This is a genomic window from Neisseria leonii (genome assembly GCF_028776105.2).
GTDB classification, from domain to species: domain Bacteria; phylum Pseudomonadota; class Gammaproteobacteria; order Burkholderiales; family Neisseriaceae; genus Neisseria; species Neisseria leonii.
This window is the reverse complement of sequence record NZ_CP145606.1, coordinates 1,902,758-1,921,092: the sequence shown is the minus strand read 5'-3', so window position 1 is coordinate 1,921,092 and position 18,335 is coordinate 1,902,758. Positions and strand designations below refer to the sequence as shown.

Here is an 18,335-nt window from a genome sequence, read left to right as displayed (position 1 = left end):
ATTTTTCGGACGGCCTGAAAACCGTGCCGTCCATGCCCGATCTTGGTATTGTTGGAATCAGTTGTGCGGCAAGGTTACAGCAGAACCGGCGGCTTGTCCATGCCGCCGTACCGCACGGATTCAGACGGCCTGCCGTTTGGCGGACTTATACTTCGCTCAAAGCGCACACGCTGTAACCGCCGTCTACATAGGTAATCTCGCCCGTGATGCCCGAAGCCAGATCAGAGAGCAGGAAAGCGGCGGTATTGCCGACTTCTTCGATGGTCACGTTGCGGCCCAGCGGATTTTGTTCGGCCACATGACTGAGCAGTTTGCCGAAATCGGCGATACCGGCGGCCGCCAGCGTTTTAATCGGACCGGCGGAAATACCGTTGCAGCGGATACCTTCGCGGCCGACAGAAGCGGCAGTAAAGCGGATGGCGGCTTCCAGACTGGCTTTGGCCAAACCCATCACGTTGTAGTTCGGCACCGCGCGCACCGCACCCAAATACGACAGGGCCACCACGGCGGCCTGACGGCCGCGCATCATCGGACGCGCGGCTTTCACCAGCGCGGGCAGGCTGTAAGCGGATACGTCGTGTGCGGTTTGGAAAGCGTCGCGGCTGATGCTGTCGAGAAAATCGCCGTTGAGTGCTTCACGCGGCGCAAACGCAATCGCGTGCACCAAGCCGTCCAAACCGTCCCAAGACTGCCCCAATCCGGCAAACAGGGCTTCGATTTCGGCATCGCTCTGCACATCGCAGCGGAATACCAGACCGGAACCCAATTCGGCCGCCATTTTGCGCACACGCTCTTCCAGCTTGTCCACCACATAGGTAAACGCCAGCTCCGCGCCCTGCTCCCGGCAGGCTTTGGCGATGCCGTAGGCAATGGAACGCTCGGAAATCATGCCGGTAATCAGAATTTTTTTACCTTGCAGAAAACCCATGATCTTTATCCTTTATCACAATCAAACCGCGCCATTATAACGGAATACCGGCGGGGAAACGAGCGGACTAGAACAAACACTCGGTTCCCCGCCGTGCGGATCAGGCCGTCTTAATCGGCAATCACATCGAAATTGTTGTCGGTAAACTGTGTGCCCGGCACGCGCACAATCAGCGGATCCACCCTGCCGATGGCTTTCGCGTCTTTGCCCGGATAATCGAGCTGGTGCAGGAAATAGCGGATACAGTTCAGGCGGGCGCGTTTTTTGTCGTCGGACTTGATAATCGTCCACGGCGCATCGCCCGTGTGGGTGTGGAAAAACATGGCGTTTTTCGCTTCGGTGTAGTCGTCCCAGCGGTCGAGCGACTGAATATCCACAGGCGACAGCTTCCAGTGTTTCAGCGGATCGTCGCGGCGGGAAATAAAGCGGCGCAGCTGCTCTTCCCGGCTGACGGAAAACCAGAATTTGAACAGATGAATGCCGCTGGATACCAGCATACGCTCAAATTCGGGCGTTTGGCGCATAAACAGCAGATATTCGTGCGGCTCGCAAAAGCCCATCACACGCTCGACACCGGCGCGGTTGTACCATGAGCGGTCGAAAAACACCATTTCGCCCGCTGTGGGCAGGTTTTGGATATAGCGTTGGAAATACCATTGGCCTTTTTCGGTTTCGGTGGGTTTTTCCAAGGCCACCACGCGCGCGCCGCGCGGGTTCAAATGCTCCATAAAGCGTTTGATCGTACCGCCCTTGCCCGCCGCATCGCGCCCCTCGAACAGCGATACGATGCGCTCGCCCGAATCTTTCACCCAGCTTTGCACTTTCAGCAGTTCGATTTGCAGCTTTTTCTTTTCTTTCTCATAAACCTTGCGGCTCATGCGTGTGCGGTAGGGGTAGGCCTCGGGCAGCGGCGCACTGCCGGAATCTTCGCCGCTGACGCTGCCATCATGCTGCAACACCTGCGATTCAAAGACTTTCAGCCGGTCCGGCTGATCGGAAATATCGATTTTTTCAAACGGCTGTAATTGGTGTTCGTTCACGGTTCCTCCTTCCGATATTATGACAGATTGTCGGTATGCCTATTGTACCCCGACCCAATCTGTCGGGCAGCCCCTTTACTTAGATGAATCCATTGTGTCAGGCCGAACCTGCCGCCTCTTTGCCGTATAATTGCACTTTCATTCCGCCTTATCCCTGTCATGAATTATTTCGCCCTACTCGATGATGCCGTCTGCGGCCGCGCCCTTCTGTTTGAATCCTGGCAGTCTGCCGACTTTCTGACAGCCGCCGATCTGGATACGCTCGATGCGCGTCTGGCGGCAGGTCGGGCAGACGGCCTGCACGCCGTGGTTCTGGCCGATTACGAATTCGGCCTGCCGCTGCTCAGCCTGCCCGATGCGGGCGGGCGGCTCGCGCTGCACTGGTTCGGCAAAAAAACAGCGGTCGATGCCGTGCAGTGGCTGGCTGAAAACGGCCGGGGCGAGGCCGCCATCGGCACGCCGCAGATGCAGACCGGCCGTACGCAGTACCTGACGGACGTTGCCGCCGTGCAGGCAGCCATTGCGCGCGGCGACACCTACCAAATCAACTACACCACCCGCCTGCATCTGAACGCCTACGGCTGCCCGGTCGCGCTCTACCGCCGTCTGCGCCAGCCCGTGCCTTACGCATTTTTGGGCTGCCTGCCCGATGCGGCGGGCAAAGAAAGCTGGACACTGTGTTTTTCGCCCGAACTCTTTCTGCGGCTGGACGGCAAGGGGCGGGCGGAAACCGAGCCGATGAAAGGTACCGCGCCGTTTCTCGGCGACGGGCAGGACGAAGCCCGTGCCCGCGCATTGCAGGCCGACCCGAAAAACCGCGCCGAAAATGTGATGATTGTCGATCTGCTGCGCAACGATTTGGGCAAACTGGCGCAAACGGGCGGGGTGCGCGTACCCGAACCGTTCCGAGTCGGCCGCTTCGGCAGCGTCTGGCAGATGACTTCGCGCATCGAAGCCGATTTGCGCCCCGATGTTTCGGCAGCCGACATTTTCCGCGCCGCCTTCCCCTGCGGCTCGATTACCGGCGCGCCCAAGCGTATGAGCATGGAGATTATCGGCCGTCTGGAACATGCGCCGCGCGGCCTTTACACCGGCAGCATCGGCCATTTGGCGGCCACAGACGACGGCGGCGTGTCGGGCGTATTGAATGTGGTGATCCGCACGCTGACTTTGGGCGAAGAACAGGACGGCGTACGGGCAGGGGTTTACGGTGTCGGTTCCGGCATTGTCAGCGACAGCGAAGCGGAAAGCGAATATCGCGAATGCGGCTGGAAAGCGCGTTTTCTGACCGATTTGCGCCCGACTTTCGGCCTGTTCGAGACCCTGCGCATCGAAAACGGCCGCGCACCCCTGCTGGCGCGCCATTTAGGCCGTCTGAAAACGGCGGCGGCCGCCTTAAATCTGGCGTGGCCGGCGGAACTGCCCCGTCAGGTACAACAGCACATTGCCCGTTCAGACGGCCTTTTGCGCGGCAAAATCACCCTCAACCGCGACGGCTGGCAGTTTGAATGCCGCCCGTTTGCCGACTTTTCCCGCCCGCAGCATGTGATGGTCAGTGGTCAGGCGGCCGCAACCGACTGGACGCGCCGTTTCAAAACCGACCGGCGCGGAGACTTAGACACGCTCTGGCAGACGGCCGAACAACACGGCGCATTCGATATGCTGTGTTTCGACCGCCAAGGCCGTCTGCTCGAAGGCGGGCGCAGCAATGTGTTTGTCAAAAGCGGCGGGCGTTGGTACACCCCGGCGGCCGGACTGCCGATATTGAACGGCGTGATGCGCCAAGCCGTGCTGGCCGACCCGCAGCATTATCTGGGCTGCAACCGCGTGATGGAAGCCGAAATCGACCGCCCGATGCTGGAAAACGCGGAAGAAATCCGCCTGAGCAACGCGCTGCGCGGGCTGTTTCATGCGGCTCTAATTCAATAACCAAGTGTATTCAAAACATTTTTTAAAATAGTGCATCAGCACAAATTACCCTATAATCACTTTTGTTAGCAAACTTTAACCTATATTAAAATGACGAATCACACTTCAACACACTGGCAGCAGCGTATCCGTGCCATGGGGCCGGGCATCATGATGGCCTCTGCGGCCGTCGGCGGGTCGCACCTGATTGCCTCTACTCAGGCCGGCGCGCTTTACGGCTGGCAGCTGGCACTGATTATTGTTTTGGCCAATCTGTTCAAATATCCGTTTTTCCGCTTCGGCCCGCAATATACGCTGACCACAGGCCAAACCCTTTTGGAAGGTTATGCGCAGAAAAGCCGCGTATATTTGTGGGTTTTCTTCATCCTGAACCTGTTCGCCGCCGTCATCAATACGGCTGCCGTTTCCATGCTGTGCGCGGCGATTCTCGGCTTTATCCTGCCCGGCCAGTGGTCGATGAACGAGTTGTCGGCAGCCGTTTTGGCTTCTTCCGTGCTGCTGCTGTTAATCGGCCCTTACCGTGCGGTGGATCGCCTGTCCAAAATCATTATGATCAGCCTTACCATTACCACCGTGGCCGCCGTAGCGATTGCCGCTGCCAAAGGTTCGCAGATGCAGCCGGGGTTTGTCGAACCCAGTCCGTGGAATTTGGGCGCACTGGCCTTTATTGTGGCGCTGGTGGGCTGGATGCCCGCCCCGATTGAAATTTCCACCATCGGTTCGCAATGGAGTGCCGCCAAAAACAAACTGGAAAAAGTCAGCTACCGCGACGGTATACTCGACTTCAATGTCGGCTACATCGGCACCGCTGTGCTGGCACTGGTTTTTCTGGCTTTGGGCGTGCTGGTGCAGTACGGCTCGGGCACGGAAGTCAAAATGGCAGGCGGTGCTTATGTCGGCCAGCTGATTGAAATGTACACCGCCACCATCGGCGAATGGTCGCGCTATCTGGTGGCCTTTATTGCTTTTGCCTGCATGTACGGCACCACCATCACCGTGATTGACGGCTATTCGCGCACCAATATGGAATCGCTGCGCCTGATTACCGGCAAGCCGTTCTCGTCCAACCGCATTTTGAGTTACTGGATTATCTTTGCCGCTGTGGCGGGCTTGTGCGTGATTCTGTTCTTCAAAGGCGCGGTACTGGCCATGCTCAAATTCGCCATGATTGCCGCTTTTGTCAGCGCGCCCGTGTTCGCATGGCTGAACCTGAGCCTGGTGCGCAAAGGCGAAACGCCGCTGCAACCTTGGCTGCTGTGGCTGGCTTGGATCGGTCTGGCCTTTCTGAGCGGCTTCACTCTGCTGTTCTTAATCCATCAGGCCGGACTGCTGAGCTGACAAGCAATCACAAAGGCCGTCTGAAAACGTCCCAACCCCGTTTTCAGACGGCCTTTTTTCCACCAACGGGCAACCGGACAGCCTACTCCCCTTCCGCACCGGCACCGCCTGCCTGCGCCCATTGCATCTCCCCCACCGAAACCACCGACCACACCCCGTCGGCAAACACCAAACGCGACACACTCACATTCGGCACACTCCGATAATCGATTACCGAAAAATCAATCTGCTTCAAAACTGCCGTAATCGCCATACCGTGCGCCACCACCAGCACCCGTCCCCGCCCGCCGCTGCGGTTTACCACCTCCGCCATGCCCCGCCGCAGACGCGCCACAAAAGCCGCCTCATTTTCCGCCAAACCCAACCCGTCCAAAGCCGCCACTGCATCGGCCAGCAAATGCCGGTCGGCACTGCGGTAAGCCGTCAGCCAGCTTTCTCGGTCGGCAAACCCCAAAACCGAAGCCAGCTTATCGTGCAGCACCGATACCAGCTCCCCCTCGAAACCGCCGAAACCGTATTCGCGCCAATCCGCCAGCTGACCGAGCGCCAAATCTCCCTGCCCGCCATGCTGCAACACCAGCCGGGCCGTATCCGCCGCCCTCGGCGACGTACTCGAAAAAGCTGCGTCAAAACGGACGCCGTGCAAAGCCAAACCGCGCCCCAACGCCTCCGCCGCCTGCCGCCCCTGCGGTGTCAGCGGCGAATCGCTCCACCCCTGCAACCGCCCGACGGTATTGAACACCGTCTTCCCGTGGCGCACCAAATATACCTCCAAAGTCATCTTTCTTCTTCCTTATCTCCATCACAGAGCAGCCTGCCCGCATAACCAAACTGCTCCCCGATCCTTATGGATGCCGTCTGAAAGCACAATCGGCAGGCAACAGCACCCATGCCCGCCACACGGGCATGTCCCAATCGGTGCAGCAAGCTATTTATTTTTCAGACAAGTGCAGTAAAAATATTCAGTGATTATGGTTAAATAACCGAATAAAGGATTTTAGCCATGACTCTGTTTCAGCTGGTAACACTTTTATCATGACACCATACCCGACAACAGCACATTGGCGTCAGCCTCTTTTTGCCGTGCGGCAACTTGCCGTTTTCAGACGGCCTTATATATTATAAACTCAAAGAAACTTAACAAAACTTCACGTTATCTTTGGATTACAGTCATCATCACTGGCGTCAGCCCAATTCGAGTTCCTTTATTTATCATCCGTTAAATTCAAAGGAACCCGGCCATGTCTTTATCCCGCCGATTCTGAGTGGCTGCGCACGGTCCCCGTATGCTCCGGATACGGTTGAAACCCAAAAAGCAGAACCCGAAGATTCTGCTTTTTGATGAATCGGGCTATTTCCGCCCGGGCTCTTTCTGATAATGCGGCGAACGCGGGCCGTATAAAATGCCGTTGGCTCTTTGCGGGGACAATAACTGTACACCGGCTGTTTGTGCCATATCGTAGCCTTTATCGCCCAAAGTACCGATAACTTGGTCGATAACCGCACCGATCAAAGCAGCCAAAATGCCGTTATTGCTTTTATCGGCGGCATCGGAAGCGGTTGCCGAACCCCGCCAAAGCTCTTTACCGTTACGCGCATCCACCAATTTCGCTTCGGCGGTTACGGTCGTAATGCTTTGGATAATTTGGTATCGGGTGCCGTAATCTTTTACCGTTACATACAGCACGGCATCATTCCCGAAAATTTCACGCAACTTGTCCAATTTGACATTGTGCATATCGGCCGCATCGGTTAAACCGTTTTGCTTGAAGGTTTCCGCAACAACCGCCGCCGGAAATACATAGTAACCCGCTTCGGCAAGCGGAAAGGTCGTTGCGGCCAGCATACCCCAAGTGGCTTTGACATCCGGCGATTCGTTCAAAGGCGGCAAAACCAGAATGGATTCGGGTTTGCTTTCTTTGAACGCGGTATAGTCGTAAGGTTGGGGCTGATGGGTCTGGCAGGCGGCCAAAGCAAAAACAGCGGCCAAAGGCAGTAAAAATTTCATCATTTTCATTGATTACCCCCTTTGGTTTTACTTTTCAACAAAAAGTCCATAAAAACGGCAGACTCGGGAAACTGTTGTTTCTCTTTTTCAAATTGCGCTTTGGCGGCATCGGTTTGACCCGCATCTGCCAGCAACAGCCCCATATGCGCATACGCCCCCGGAGCGGCAGCCAGCTGTTTGCGGTCCGCTTCGTCGAAATACTTTTCCATTTTGCCGATTTGCCCGCCAACCGTACCGTCATCGTTTTTCAAACGCTCGTAAACGGCCGCATTATAGCCTTTCCAATAATACATCTGCTTGGGCGCAGAACCGCAAGCGGCCAGCAAAAGCGCAGCAGTCAAAGGCAAAGCGCAGAAAGTCATCTTTGTTTTCATACGGCCTCCTTAGCGGTTGGGCTGCCAAACACCGTTATCAACGGCTTGTACCAAATTGTTCACAGCTTCCCGAATAGCCAAATCCAGCACTTTGCCGTTCAAAGTCGCATCGTAGCCGGAAGTACCGCCGAAACCGATGATTTCACGGTTTGAAAGAGAATATTCTCCGGCACCTTGCGTGGAATAAACGATTTCCGAAGTTTGGACATTAACAATGTTCAAAGCAACTTTGGCATAAGCAATCTGCGATTTACCGCGCCCCAAAATACCGAACAGCTGATGATCGCCTACATCCTTACGGCCGAACTCGGTCACATCACCGGTAACCACATAACTTGCGCCTTTCAGGTTTTGTGCTTTACCGGAAATACCGGCTTCCTGTTTCAATGCGCTCAGATTGGTGCGGTTCAATACATTGAAACGGTTGGTCTGCTGCAAATGTGTCGCCAGAATGGTTTTGGCCTGGCTGCCCAAACGGTCTTCGCCGTCGGAGAATACGCCTTTTTGGAAACTGGACCGGTTGTCAAAGCTCCCGATAGAAACCGGGGTACGCACGCCGCTGTATGGCGTGCTGTATGAAGCCACTTTGGCAACTTCCAGGCTGCGTGAAGATTCGGTTGCACAACCGGCCAACAGGCCGAATACTGCCGTACAGGTCAGAACAGTTTTCATCATAGTCATACTTGATTCCCCGATCAGTTAGCTTAAAGATGACAAAATTGATATATTGCAGAATCCGGTAAAGAAATGCAAGATGCGAGTAATACTTAATTGTATGTAAGCCACCGCTTCCCACACGGCCGTTTATCTGCAATTTTAAAGATAGGCCGTCTGGAATTCCCGACAGTTGGCTTTTCAGACGGCCTTGTTTCTTGAATGGCAGCTTTCCCTCTCATCGCGTAGTGCTACAATCGCACAGCCTACCGACGGCCACCTTAAAGCGTTGTAACTTCCTCTCTCATCTCGTAGTGCTATAATACGGAAAAAAGAGCCCAGCCGATTTGAAATGTTGTAGCTTCCTCTCTCATCTCGTAGTGCTATAATTACTGATGATACGCATCGAAAGGCTGCGTAGTTGTAGCTTCCTCTCTCATCTCGTAGTGCTATAATTACTGATGATACGCATCGAAAGGCTGCGTAGTTGTAGCTTCCTCTCTCATCTCTTAGTGCTATAATCGACGGCCTGGCTGTCGGCATCGTCCGCCAGTTGTAGCTTCCTCTCTCATCTCTTAGTGCTATAATCGTCGGTGAAGTGCAGCATCATTCGGTCAGGTTGTAGCTTCCTCTCTCATCTCTTAGTGCTATAATAATCCGATTCGCACATCATTCCGTCAGAATGTTGTAGCTTCCTCTCTCATCTCTTAGTGCTATAATCCATTCGTGCTGCGTCAAACCGCTTGATGCGTTGTAGCTTCCTCTCTCATCTCTTAGTGCTATAATACGCCTAGGGCATTGAGGACTTTGGCGATGGTTGTAGCTTCCTCTCTCATCTCTTAGTGCTATAATACAGACCGTCGAACTCCTGCCGCTCCTGACGTTGTAGCTTCCTCTCTCATCTCTTAGTGCTATAATGCCGCTTGACACAAACCGAACACAAACCGAGTTGTAGCTTCCTCTCTCATCTCTTAGTGCTATAATTGGGTGCCAACCACCTGGTGTGTGCGCAGTTGTAGCTTCCTCTCTCATCTCTTAGTGCTATAATCAGAATTTTACCGCCGCCTGATACTGGCGGGTTGTAGCTTCCTCTCTCATCTCTTAGTGCTATAATCAGGATTTGTTCGGTTTTTCGGCATTTGGCGTTGTAGCTTCCTCTCTCATCTCTTAGTGCTATAATCGTTAACGGCGCATACCGTACGGAAGAGGCGTTGTAGCTTCCTCTCTCATCTCTTAGTGCTATAATAACAGCGGATTTGTCGCGGCGGGAATCAAAGTTGTAGCTTCCTCTCTCATCTCTTAGTGCTATAATGCGCCCGGGCGTCGGCCTTGGTGTCGGCCGGTTGTAGCTTCCTCTCTCATCTCTTAGTGCTATAATGGCGCGAAGACTCAGCCGCACGGGCGGCTGGTTGTAGCTTCCTCTCTCATCTCTTAGTGCTATAATAATTCGTATAACTTTTGGCAAATAACAAAGGTTGTAGCTTCCTCTCTCATCTCTTAGTGCTATAATTGCAGAAACTGTACGGGTGTCGGTGCGGATGTTGTAGCTTCCTCTCTCATCTCTTAGTGCTATAATCGGTGTCGGTGTTGGTGTGGGGGCTGGCGGAGTTGTAGCTTCCTCTCTCATCTCTTAGTGCTATAATCGAACATCTTGACGTCCCCCGCCCAAGCCTGTTGTAGCTTCCTCTCTCATCTCTTAGTGCTATAATTCAAACGGGTTGCACAATCTGATACCCATAGTTGTAGCTTCCTCTCTCATCTCTTAGTGCTATAATCTCAGCAGCCATGCGGGGGCATTGCCGTTTGTTGTAGCTTCCTCTCTCATCTCTTAGTGCTATAATGCAAAACCGCCTATTCCGTCATCAACGGCAGTTGTAGCTTCCTCTCTCATCTCTTAGTGCTATAATAGAAAAGCAGTCGGATACAGCGACAGGTAAGTTGTAGCTTCCTCTCTCATCTCTTAGTGCTATAATTGGACGTTTTACCGGAGCCGGGAACACCTGGTTGTAGCTTCCTCTCTCATCTCTTAGTGCTATAATCCGAGATTTGAGAACTACATTGCAGGTTCTGTTGTAGCTTCCTCTCTCATCTCTTAGTGCTATAATAACACATGGCGCAGCATCATGTTCCATGCCGTTGTAGCTTCCTCTCTCATCTCTTAGTGCTATAATACCCTGCCTGAAACCCTTTTCATATCGGGGTTTCAGGCATTTTTCTTTTGTTAAAATTCCGCTTCAAAACAGCAATAATTGGTCGGCATTGACCTTTTTTTCACGCGGTTTGATGTCGCCGATCAGCATCTGCATACCCGCGTATTGCTTTTCGGTCACTTCCAAACAGCGCACCTGTCCTTCTTCTGGCAGGTTTTTCTGCAAGCGGGTGTAGTGTTTCTGCAACGCATCGCGGCCGCGTACGATGCGGGCATAAACGGACAGTTGCAGCATATGGTAACCGTCTTTTTGCAGAAAATGGCGGAACCGGTTGGCCGCTTTGCGCTTGGCCTCGGTCGTTACGGGCAAATCGAAGAAAACGATCAGGCGCATAAATTTGGCCTCAGTCATAACTCTGTACCTTTAACGGCAGTATTTCGGGCAACTTTAAAGCGGCCGCATCACCCTGTATCAAGGCCGTCTGAAACGACTGTACCGTACGGTCGATGGCGGCGAGCAGGCTGAATGTTCTGCCGTCCAGCGCAATCTGATGATGCAGCAGCTCTATCAAACGGCTTTTCCATGCTGTATCTAAGGTTTCGGGCAGCCGGCCGTGATGTTCGTATGCGAATAAATCCACCAATATGCGGTAAGGTTCAATGAAGTCGTCGGCCAGATTGAAAGCGTTCAGCTCGCTACAATGGTGCAGCCCCAGCGCGGGCTGGAAACCGTATTGCACCAGCGCACGGGCAATGGCGGAACGCACGATGCTGTAACCGTAATTCAGGCAGGCATTGACGGCATTTGTCTGAACACGTGTAAACCCGCTGCCGAACAGCAGGGGAAAGTACAGGGCGGCCGCCTGGCTTTCGTGAAACGTTTTGTCGCCCGACTTCACGCCGTCGGCCAACGCATTCAGACGGCCTGCGGCGATGTCGTGCCCGCTGATATCGAGCAGCCATGCCTGATTGCGGATTTTTTGTTTGATAATCCGCTGCCAGAGCTGTTTTTTCTGCGGCAGGGTTTGGCCGATTTGCCGTTTCAGAATTTTCAGGCAGCGGTGGTATCGGGCGAACGGCAGCCATTGGCCGCAGGGCAGAAACTGTTCATCACACGTCAGCAGGGTAATGCCGTTTTGCGCCAGTGCGGACAGGAGCGGGGCAGTCAATACCACTTCGCGCGCCTCTATCACAATCACGGCAATATCTTCCAGCGGTACGGGTATACTGTGTTCCTGCTCGATCAGCAGGTGCTGCCGCTGCAAGGACAGCTTCGCCGGTTTGCTGATCAGAATACTGCGCCAAGTCATGATGTTCTCCGCGTGTTCCGTTGAAGGCCGTCTGAAAAGCGGGGCGGCCGTACACCGCGATACTCTGTTTTCAGACGGCCTCAATGTCTTTCAAAATCAAACCGGTCAAAATCAAAACGGCTGCGCTTTTGATGGCGCAGCCGTTACGGTTCAGGATTGGCTGTTTTTCAGCTCGGGACGTTTTTCGGGTTTGCAGGGGCTGATGGTTTTACCCAAAACATCGACTTGGTATTTTTCAAACACGGCAACGGTTTTGACACCAATGCCTCGATGTATACCGTCTTTACCCTTACGCTTATCGGTATCATGTTCTTTAAGCGTAATCGAACCGGTTGCCCTATCCAAGCCCACATAATAACCAAAAAATGTGTCTTTCTTAGTGACTACTTTTATCAAATCATTCGGATAAAGTGTGAAACGGAATTGATAACTGTCGTCCATCATATCCCATTCCTGCTCATTTTTCCCGGCAACTACCGCCCGATTCGGCAAAATTCCCTTAGCTACCTGCCAAGTATAAACCGGAACCAGATAATTCTTCCCACCTTTACCGAACACATCCACCCGCACCATCGTCGCATTATCGGCAATGCCGCTGCCCCCGTGTACCGGTACGCCCGATTTCTGCGTTTCTTCCACCCGCACCGACCGCACCAAAGCCCCCTGCCCGCCGCCTTTCGCAGGCTTGTAAAACGGTTCGGCAAAGGCTTTGGCAGGATCACCATTATGCGCTTCCAGCCGTTCGCGCAAAGCCGCATAAAACGCAGGTTCGCGGTTCTCTTTGTAGCCGGCGATTTTCTCAATATCATTTAACTTCAAGGCTGTCAGCGGTTTTTTAACGATGCTGACACCCTCGCCCAACCTTTTGGCCGAGCGCACGGTTTCCATATGCCCCTGCCCCGTTGTTTTGCGGTTCGGCGCGCGGGAAACAAACAGCGGCGTAACGTGTTCATGCAGGGCTTCGGGACGCGAGGGCAGTTTTTCGGCCAACTCCTCGCGCGGCCGGTCGCTGAACACGCGTATCATCACTTCCTGACGGAAAAAGTCCCACGGCTGGGGAATACGCTGTTTCACTTCGCCCGTTTCCTTATCCACCACTTCCAACGTTTCCCGCCGCTGCACGGCCCGGGTGATTTTCTGCTGCATGGAAGCGGTGGCACATGCTACAACCACCGCATCCAGCGCATGATGGCGGTCGTTGTCGCGATCTTTTTGCAAACCCCACCGGCCGCGCAGCATGGCGGTAATCCGGCCGTTGGACGCAAAGACACGGCGTTTTCCACGGCCTTCCAAATGCAGGTTTTCTTCGATGAAATGACACAAAAAACGGGCAATATAGCGTGTATCGTTCAGATTACGATCCAAAAATCCCTGCTCGGCCTTGCTGTCTAATTTAGCCGTCTGAATCCGCTGTTTCTTGGTAAACGGAAACCTGCAGCCCGCCACCCGTGCCTGAAAAGCACGCCAGCGTTCGCTGTTTTCCGCACCGCCTAAATATTCATACGGCGTTTGGTTGCGTTTCTTTTGGTTTTCACTGCCCAACACCAGCACTTTATTGTTCAAACTGTTGTCCCAAGTTCGCGAAAACGGCAGGGCATGGTCGATTTCCACATAGTTTTTATCGTTCAGACGGCTGCAATCCAGCGGCAGACCCGAATACAGGCATTTGCCTTGCTGCTGTTCGTACAGACGCATTTTCAGAATATCGGCATATTTCGGTTCGCCGCTGAAATCAGGGAACAACTCTTTGAATTTTGCCGCCGCCCGTTCGCGCTCTTTTCGGTTGTTTTCCTGTTGCTTTTCAATCTCTTTTCGATCTTGAAAAGATTTGCCCAGCTCGCGCGCCGTTTCGATATGCACACGCTGCGGCGAACCGTAGCGGCGGATAATTTCGTTTACCACTTTGCGCGCCTGCGTCAAAGTCCGCAACACAACGGGATTGCGGACATCATCTGCCTGAATGGGCGGCAGCAGTCGATTATTCCGGCTTTCTTTCAGCGCGCGGTGGTCGCCGTAAACGGCCGCACAGGCCTCGTCGTAGCGCATACCGTTTTCCATAAACGGTAAGATTTTAGCTAAGGATTTGATTGACAAATGAATAAATCCACTAAATGAAATCCCTTCAAGCAGTGCTTTAAGTACGCCATCAGGTAAAATTTTTTCCCGCAAATAAGGTGTCAGCTCATCGTCAGTTATCAATTCAAGTTGAGGAGTGCATTCATCTACTTCTCCAAATGAATAACCAGCATTGACCAATGTGGCAGCTGTTTTATCCGAAAGAATTTTTTGTAAGGCCTTGAAAATATCCTCATCGGTTTTATACAGCGAAAATGCCGTGCCGATTGCGTCCAGTTTATCGGGCTGCGTGGCCAAACCCTGCCATTCGGTTTTCAAACCCGCTTTTTCCAGAACTTGGCGGATTTGGTGGTAGGCCTTCATTTCCATCAACACGCCGTCTTCCGCTTTCATGCCGTCTTCCTGCCTGCCGTAGCGCAGCCCTTTAAATACGGCATCAGACGGCATATCCAGCAGTTTGCGTACTCGTTTATAAGTCAGTTTGGCTTTTTTATACGGCTCGTCCAACAGTATTTTTCGCTCAGCTGCGTCTAAAGCACGCTCTTCGCCGTTATGCAGAATACGCAGATTGTTCAGCTTGGTCAGCCAGATAAAACGCCCTGCCGAATAAGTATTTCTCGCCGCTTTGTATTCGGACGGTTCAAACGTGCATTTACCCAACATTTCCAGCACCGCATCGCCTTGTAAGGCACTGCGCTGCGTCATCAGCAAATCATCGACTTGATCTTCCAGCCGCTCTGAAGCAAATTCATTGCCGAACGCCCGCTGTTTTTCAAACAGCAGATGCAGTTCTTTCTGCAAATCCAAACGGTTGAACGTATGCGCATAATCGCCGCCTTTATTGCGTATATGGCCGTCTTTTTTCTGAGCAAAACAGTTCACGGCCAATTCTGCGGGCGTACGGTACGCCTCCTGCTGCAACAGCCGGCTGTTTTCTGTCACGCCCGCCAGTAGTCTGCCCAGATCTTTGTCTTCCGTCTGCATTTCGCTTTTACGCTGCGACAGATAACCCCGGTGCTTGACCAAATGCAGCAGCACCGCCGCCCACTCTTTCGCTTCCAGCTTTCTGTCCAAACCCGACACACGCAAGCCCCACACATCAACCGGCAAACCGACGGGCAAGCCGTCTGAACCGAAGTTTGCCGCCGTTAAGATGCCTTCATGCTTCAATAAGCGGCGCAAGCGCAGCAGGCGGTGCGCCCGACGGCGGATCAAGCGGCGCATACTGCGTGCTTCACGGCGGGCTTTGGCCAGCGAGTCGCCCGTTTTCGGCACTTCCGCCCGCTCGAAAGTCCGCACACCGCAATCCAACAGCCCGACGGGTTGTTCGTCTTCATCTACCGACACACACGCCCAACCGACCGAAGCGATACCCAAATCCAAACCCAAAATATATTGTTCCGGCACCATAATATTCTCCTTTTTCAAACAGAACTTATAATACTACTTCCCACTACCCGAATAAATATTTGACAGCCGCCCTTTCCCGGCTTAAAATCGGTCGCATTGTTGCACTACGAGATGAGAGCCGTTGCTACAATAAGGCCGTCTGAAAAGATGTGCCGCGACGTAAAGATTCAGAAATGGATTGAGCCCCTGAAAAGCCCACTTTTCAGGGGCATCGTCATTTGGTATCGTGCAGTCTGCCTGCCAATCGGAACCAAAACGGCCGGACAGAAACCGAAGAAGGCTGTCATAAAGCACCGGAAGTCCGCATGAAACAGCCGGCCGGATACCGTCTGGAAGAAAACATAACAGAATAAATATGCAGACGGGGCAATATGATTACGATGACAACTACGATTACCCGTATATATGACAGGAGGAAGCATGACACAGCAGAAACAGAAACTGAACTGGATACAGCTGGCACCGAGAACCATACTGGTTTTCGCCGAAACAGACGAAGAATCGCAAAAGACGCAGGACAAAATGAATGCCTATCTCGACCGTAACCCGTTTATTGCGAAAAAATTGCGCGACGAGAAGACCATGTGGGCGGCCGTGAACCTGACGGCGCGGTTTACCGGCTGTTTTGCCGTGAAAGTCTATGACGAAGACGGCAGAAAGTGGCTGGCCGCAGTGCACCCGAAAACGAAGCTGATAAACAGCCAGCGCAGATTTGAACAAGTGCTGCCCATACACGAACAGGCGCAGGCGACCATCAAAAAATGGATGGCCAGAATGGCACGCTGAACCTGAAATCAAACACGAAAACAACCCGCTGCACATGCAGCGGGTTTTCTTTTGGAGAAAGAAAATGACACCCGAACTGAAAACCAAACACCTGACACGCCGGGCGGAACAGTCGCCCGCCCATGCCCTGATTATCGAACGTGCGGCAGGCAAGCCGTCCTGCGAAGTCTTGGACGATGTAGAACAGGCTGCGGATATGTACGACGATTTGAGCATCGCGTACGAACGCGGAATGGCGGAAGGCCTGCGCGGATTTGTCCGGCATTCGGAATGCGCGGCCTACCTGCGCCATGCCGATGTCGAATACGTATTTGACGAATGGCTGAACGACGCGGTTTCAGACGGCCTGCCATACCTGCGGACATACCGGCCGGCACACCGTCCATTTACGCAGCCTCCCAGTAATCGATATACAGTTGCAACTCCGTCTGATTGCGCCACTCGTTGGCTACGGGGCGGTAAACGGTGCGGATTTTCGGCGGCAGCTCGTCGCTGCACCGCCAAAACATGGCTTCAAATTCGTATCCTTCTTTGTGCAGCCAGGCCTTTTTGTGCGCCGTGCCCATCGGCTGCTGGCGGACAACGGTAAATTCATCGGTAAAACTCGGCTGGGGGAAACCCTGCCCCCACACCTGCAATGCCAGCTGTTGCGCCTGTTGCAGAGTAATATCGGCGGCGTTCAGGCTGCCGTCGGTCAGATAGGTTTGCGATAAATCGTCTTCACTCAACAGGCCGCGCACCACCTCTTCAAAGGCCGTCTGAAAACGGTGGATTTGGTGCGCGGCAATGCTCAGTCCGGCCGCCATGGCGTGGCCGCCGAATTTGATGATCAGGCCGGGGTGGCGCTTGCTGACCAAATCCAGCGCGTCGCGCAGATGCAGTTCGGGAATCGAGCGGCCGGAACCGCGCAGTTCGCCGTTGTCGGCGGGGGCAAAAACGATGGTGGGGCGGTAGAAACGGTCTTTCAGACGGCTGGCGACAATGCCGACCACACCTTGGTGGAAGTCGTCGCGGTAGACGGTGAGTGTCGTCTGCCCGGCGGGCAGCTGTTCGGGAAATGCGGCCAATGCGTCATTGAGCATGGACTGTTCGATTTCGCGCCGCTCGGTGTTCAGGCTGTTGAGCTGTTCGGCCAGTTCGCGGGCGGTATCTTCGTCTTCGGCCAGCAGGCAGGCGATACCCAGCGACATATCGTCCAAGCGGCCGGCAGCATTGAGGCGCGGCCCGAGGGCAAAACCCATATCGAACGGCCGGGCTTGGCGCCAGTCCCGCCGCGCCACGTCAAACAGGGCGCGTATGCCCGGGCGCATTTTGCCCTGCCGCATCCGTTTCAAACCCTGCGATACCAAAATGCGGTTATTGTGATCGAGTGCCACCACATCGGCCACCGTTCCCAAGGCCACCAAATCCAACAGTTCGGCCAGATTCGGCTCCTTGAGGCCGTCTGAAAAATGGCCTGTTTCGCGCAAACGGGCGCGCAAGGCGGTCAAAACGTAAAAAATCACGCCGACACCCGCCAGCGATTTGCCGGGGAAGGGGCAGCCGTGCTGGTTGGGATTGACAATCAGGCAGTCCGGCAGCTGATCGGCGGGCAGATGGTGGTCGGTGACCAAAACAGTCATGCCCAATGCCTGCGCCCGTGCCACACCGGCCAACGCGGCGACGCCGTTATCCACCGTAATCAGAATTTCCGCCCCCGCAGCGGCCGCCGCCTCGGCCAGTTCGGGCGTCAGGCCGTAGCCGTGTTCGAAGCGGTTGGGCACCAGAAAATCCACTTTCGCCCCCATCGCCGCCAAACCTTTCACGCCGACGGCACAAGCCGTTGCCCCGTCGGCGTCATAATCGGCCACAATCAGCATCCGCCTCCCTTGGCGCACGGCTTCGGCCAGCAGCGCGGCGGCGGCTTCGCAGTTTTTCAGCAGCGTATAGGGCAGCAGCGCGGACAGGCTGTCTCCCAATTCGGCGGCATCGGTAACCGAACGTGCGGCACACAGGCGCGCCAAAAGCGGGTCTGCCCCCGCCTGCACCAGGCGGTTGCAGGTTTCGGCAGGATAAGGACGGATGCGGATCTTGGCAGACATGGGAAATTTTCGGAAAAAAAAAACGGACTATTGTAGCGTTTTTCGCGGCACAAACCCAAACAGGCCGTCTGAAAACACCGATTCAGACGGCCTGTCACACTTATCGGCGCATCACAGCATTACCGGACACCTGATTGGCACCGCTTGGCGGACGGCAACCATTGCGGCTTCCCATGCGACGGTAACAAAACCGCGCCCAATCTGCCGCCCGCTGCGGATCTTTCCGGCCGGATAAACGGTTTGACTCATGAT

15 protein-coding genes and 1 CRISPR repeat array are annotated in these 18,335 nt (G+C 54.2%); of the genes, 3 read left to right on the top strand and 12 right to left on the bottom strand.

Annotated elements, in window-relative coordinates:
* Nucleotides 1-145 precede the first annotated feature (145 nt).
* Nucleotides 146-928 (bottom strand): enoyl-ACP reductase FabI, encoded by a 783-nt coding sequence (gene fabI / locus ORY85_RS09245; RefSeq protein ID WP_274571771.1) that lies wholly within the window; start codon nucleotides 926-928, stop codon nucleotides 146-148.
* A 110-nt stretch (nucleotides 929-1,038) separates the two neighbouring features.
* Complete coding sequence (gene ppk2 / locus ORY85_RS09240; RefSeq protein ID WP_274571772.1) at nucleotides 1,039-1,968, bottom strand: polyphosphate kinase 2; 930 nt, start codon at nucleotides 1,966-1,968, stop codon at nucleotides 1,039-1,041.
* 159 nt (nucleotides 1,969-2,127) lie between these two features.
* Here ppk2 and ORY85_RS09235 point away from each other — a divergent pair, with 159 nt between their 5' ends.
* The gene (locus tag ORY85_RS09235; protein WP_274571773.1) at nucleotides 2,128-3,897 is read left to right on the top strand and encodes a bifunctional chorismate-binding protein/class IV aminotransferase; all 1,770 of its coding nucleotides are present in this window, start codon (nucleotides 2,128-2,130) and stop codon (nucleotides 3,895-3,897) included.
* A gap of 90 nt (nucleotides 3,898-3,987) precedes the next feature.
* Complete coding sequence (locus ORY85_RS09230) at nucleotides 3,988-5,235, top strand: NRAMP family divalent metal transporter (protein WP_274571774.1); 1,248 nt, start codon at nucleotides 3,988-3,990, stop codon at nucleotides 5,233-5,235.
* Between the two features lie 82 nt (nucleotides 5,236-5,317).
* On the opposite strand, the gene ORY85_RS09225 is transcribed toward ORY85_RS09230, so the two are convergent.
* The 7 genes from ORY85_RS09225 to cas9 form a co-directional block, all read right to left on the bottom strand.
* Nucleotides 5,318-6,016: a histidine phosphatase family protein gene (locus ORY85_RS09225; RefSeq protein WP_274571775.1), complete on the bottom strand. Its 699-nt coding sequence runs from the start codon at nucleotides 6,014-6,016 to the stop codon at nucleotides 5,318-5,320.
* Nucleotides 6,017-6,586: 570 nt separating this feature from the next.
* Nucleotides 6,587-7,246 (bottom strand): DUF799 domain-containing protein, encoded by a 660-nt coding sequence (locus tag ORY85_RS09220; protein WP_274571895.1) that lies wholly within the window; start codon nucleotides 7,244-7,246, stop codon nucleotides 6,587-6,589.
* Nucleotides 7,247-7,248: 2 nt separating this feature from the next.
* A complete protein-coding gene (locus ORY85_RS09215) occupies nucleotides 7,249-7,617 on the bottom strand; it encodes a DUF4810 domain-containing protein (protein WP_274571776.1) in 369 nt (122 codons plus the stop codon).
* A 9-nt stretch (nucleotides 7,618-7,626) separates the two neighbouring features.
* The gene (locus ORY85_RS09210; RefSeq protein ID WP_274571896.1) at nucleotides 7,627-8,289 is read right to left on the bottom strand and encodes a CsgG/HfaB family protein; all 663 of its coding nucleotides are present in this window, start codon (nucleotides 8,287-8,289) and stop codon (nucleotides 7,627-7,629) included.
* A 270-nt stretch (nucleotides 8,290-8,559) separates the two neighbouring features.
* Nucleotides 8,560-10,442: direct repeats of the CRISPR family, unit length 36 nt; unit sequence GTTGTAGCTTCCTCTCTCATCTCTTAGTGCTATAAT.
* 63 nt (nucleotides 10,443-10,505) lie between these two features.
* Nucleotides 10,506-10,832: a CRISPR-associated endonuclease Cas2 gene (gene cas2, locus ORY85_RS09205; protein WP_274571777.1), complete on the bottom strand. Its 327-nt coding sequence runs from the start codon at nucleotides 10,830-10,832 to the stop codon at nucleotides 10,506-10,508.
* Nucleotides 10,825-11,730 carry a type II CRISPR-associated endonuclease Cas1 gene (cas1, locus tag ORY85_RS09200; protein WP_274571778.1) on the bottom strand — a complete coding sequence of 302 codons (906 nt, stop codon included), beginning with the start codon at nucleotides 11,728-11,730 and terminating at the stop codon, nucleotides 10,825-10,827. Before cas1 ends, cas2 begins: the two co-directional genes overlap by 8 nt.
* A 150-nt stretch (nucleotides 11,731-11,880) precedes the next feature.
* Complete coding sequence (cas9, locus tag ORY85_RS09195; RefSeq protein ID WP_274571779.1) at nucleotides 11,881-15,216, bottom strand: type II CRISPR RNA-guided endonuclease Cas9; 3,336 nt, start codon at nucleotides 15,214-15,216, stop codon at nucleotides 11,881-11,883.
* Between the two features lie 420 nt (nucleotides 15,217-15,636).
* Between cas9 and ORY85_RS09190 the strand changes: the two genes are divergently transcribed.
* On the top strand, nucleotides 15,637-16,002 hold the full coding sequence (locus ORY85_RS09190) for a hypothetical protein (RefSeq protein ID WP_274571780.1): 366 nt from the start codon (nucleotides 15,637-15,639) through the stop codon (nucleotides 16,000-16,002).
* On the opposite strand, the gene ORY85_RS09185 is transcribed toward ORY85_RS09190, so the two are convergent.
* The 3 genes from ORY85_RS09185 to ORY85_RS09175 all read right to left on the bottom strand — a co-directional run bounded on the left by ORY85_RS09185 (nucleotide 15,971) and on the right by ORY85_RS09175 (nucleotide 18,332).
* Entirely contained in the window at nucleotides 15,971-16,267 is a 297-nt protein-coding gene (locus tag ORY85_RS09185) for a hypothetical protein (RefSeq protein ID WP_274571781.1), read from the bottom strand. The genes ORY85_RS09190 and ORY85_RS09185 overlap by 32 nt on opposite strands.
* Nucleotides 16,268-16,388: 121 nt before the next feature.
* Nucleotides 16,389-18,083, bottom strand: coding sequence for a single-stranded-DNA-specific exonuclease RecJ (recJ, locus tag ORY85_RS09180; protein WP_274571782.1), 1,695 nt, complete (start codon nucleotides 18,081-18,083; stop codon nucleotides 16,389-16,391).
* A 111-nt stretch (nucleotides 18,084-18,194) separates the two neighbouring features.
* Nucleotides 18,195-18,332, bottom strand: a complete 138-nt coding sequence (locus ORY85_RS09175; protein WP_274571783.1) for a hypothetical protein — start codon at nucleotides 18,330-18,332, stop codon at nucleotides 18,195-18,197.
* Nucleotides 18,333-18,335: the final 3 nt, after the last annotated feature.

Excerpts from the sequence above, each read along its gene's own strand:
- fabI (WP_274571771.1), bottom strand. The coding sequence starts at position 928 with ATGGGTTTTCTGCAAGGTAAAAAAATTCTGATTACCGGCATGATTTCC.
- ORY85_RS09235 (WP_274571773.1), top strand. The coding sequence starts at position 2,128 with ATGAATTATTTCGCCCTACTCGATGATGCCGTCTGCGGCCGCGCCCTT.
- ORY85_RS09230 (WP_274571774.1), top strand. The coding sequence starts at position 3,988 with ATGACGAATCACACTTCAACACACTGGCAGCAGCGTATCCGTGCCATG.
- ORY85_RS09225 (WP_274571775.1), bottom strand. The coding sequence starts at position 6,016 with ATGACTTTGGAGGTATATTTGGTGCGCCACGGGAAGACGGTGTTCAAT.
- ORY85_RS09220 (WP_274571895.1), bottom strand. The coding sequence starts at position 7,246 with ATGATGAAATTTTTACTGCCTTTGGCCGCTGTTTTTGCTTTGGCCGCC.
- ORY85_RS09215 (WP_274571776.1), bottom strand. The coding sequence starts at position 7,617 with ATGAAAACAAAGATGACTTTCTGCGCTTTGCCTTTGACTGCTGCGCTT.
- ORY85_RS09210 (WP_274571896.1), bottom strand. The coding sequence starts at position 8,289 with ATGAAAACTGTTCTGACCTGTACGGCAGTATTCGGCCTGTTGGCCGGT.
- cas2 (WP_274571777.1), bottom strand. The coding sequence starts at position 10,832 with ATGACTGAGGCCAAATTTATGCGCCTGATCGTTTTCTTCGATTTGCCC.
- cas1 (WP_274571778.1), bottom strand. The coding sequence starts at position 11,730 with ATGACTTGGCGCAGTATTCTGATCAGCAAACCGGCGAAGCTGTCCTTG.
- cas9 (WP_274571779.1), bottom strand. The coding sequence starts at position 15,216 with ATGGTGCCGGAACAATATATTTTGGGTTTGGATTTGGGTATCGCTTCG.
- ORY85_RS09190 (WP_274571780.1), top strand. The coding sequence starts at position 15,637 with ATGACACAGCAGAAACAGAAACTGAACTGGATACAGCTGGCACCGAGA.
- ORY85_RS09185 (WP_274571781.1), bottom strand. The coding sequence starts at position 16,267 with ATGCCGGACAAATCCGCGCAGGCCTTCCGCCATTCCGCGTTCGTACGC.
- recJ (WP_274571782.1), bottom strand. The coding sequence starts at position 18,083 with ATGTCTGCCAAGATCCGCATCCGTCCTTATCCTGCCGAAACCTGCAAC.
- ORY85_RS09175 (WP_274571783.1), bottom strand. The coding sequence starts at position 18,332 with ATGAGTCAAACCGTTTATCCGGCCGGAAAGATCCGCAGCGGGCGGCAG.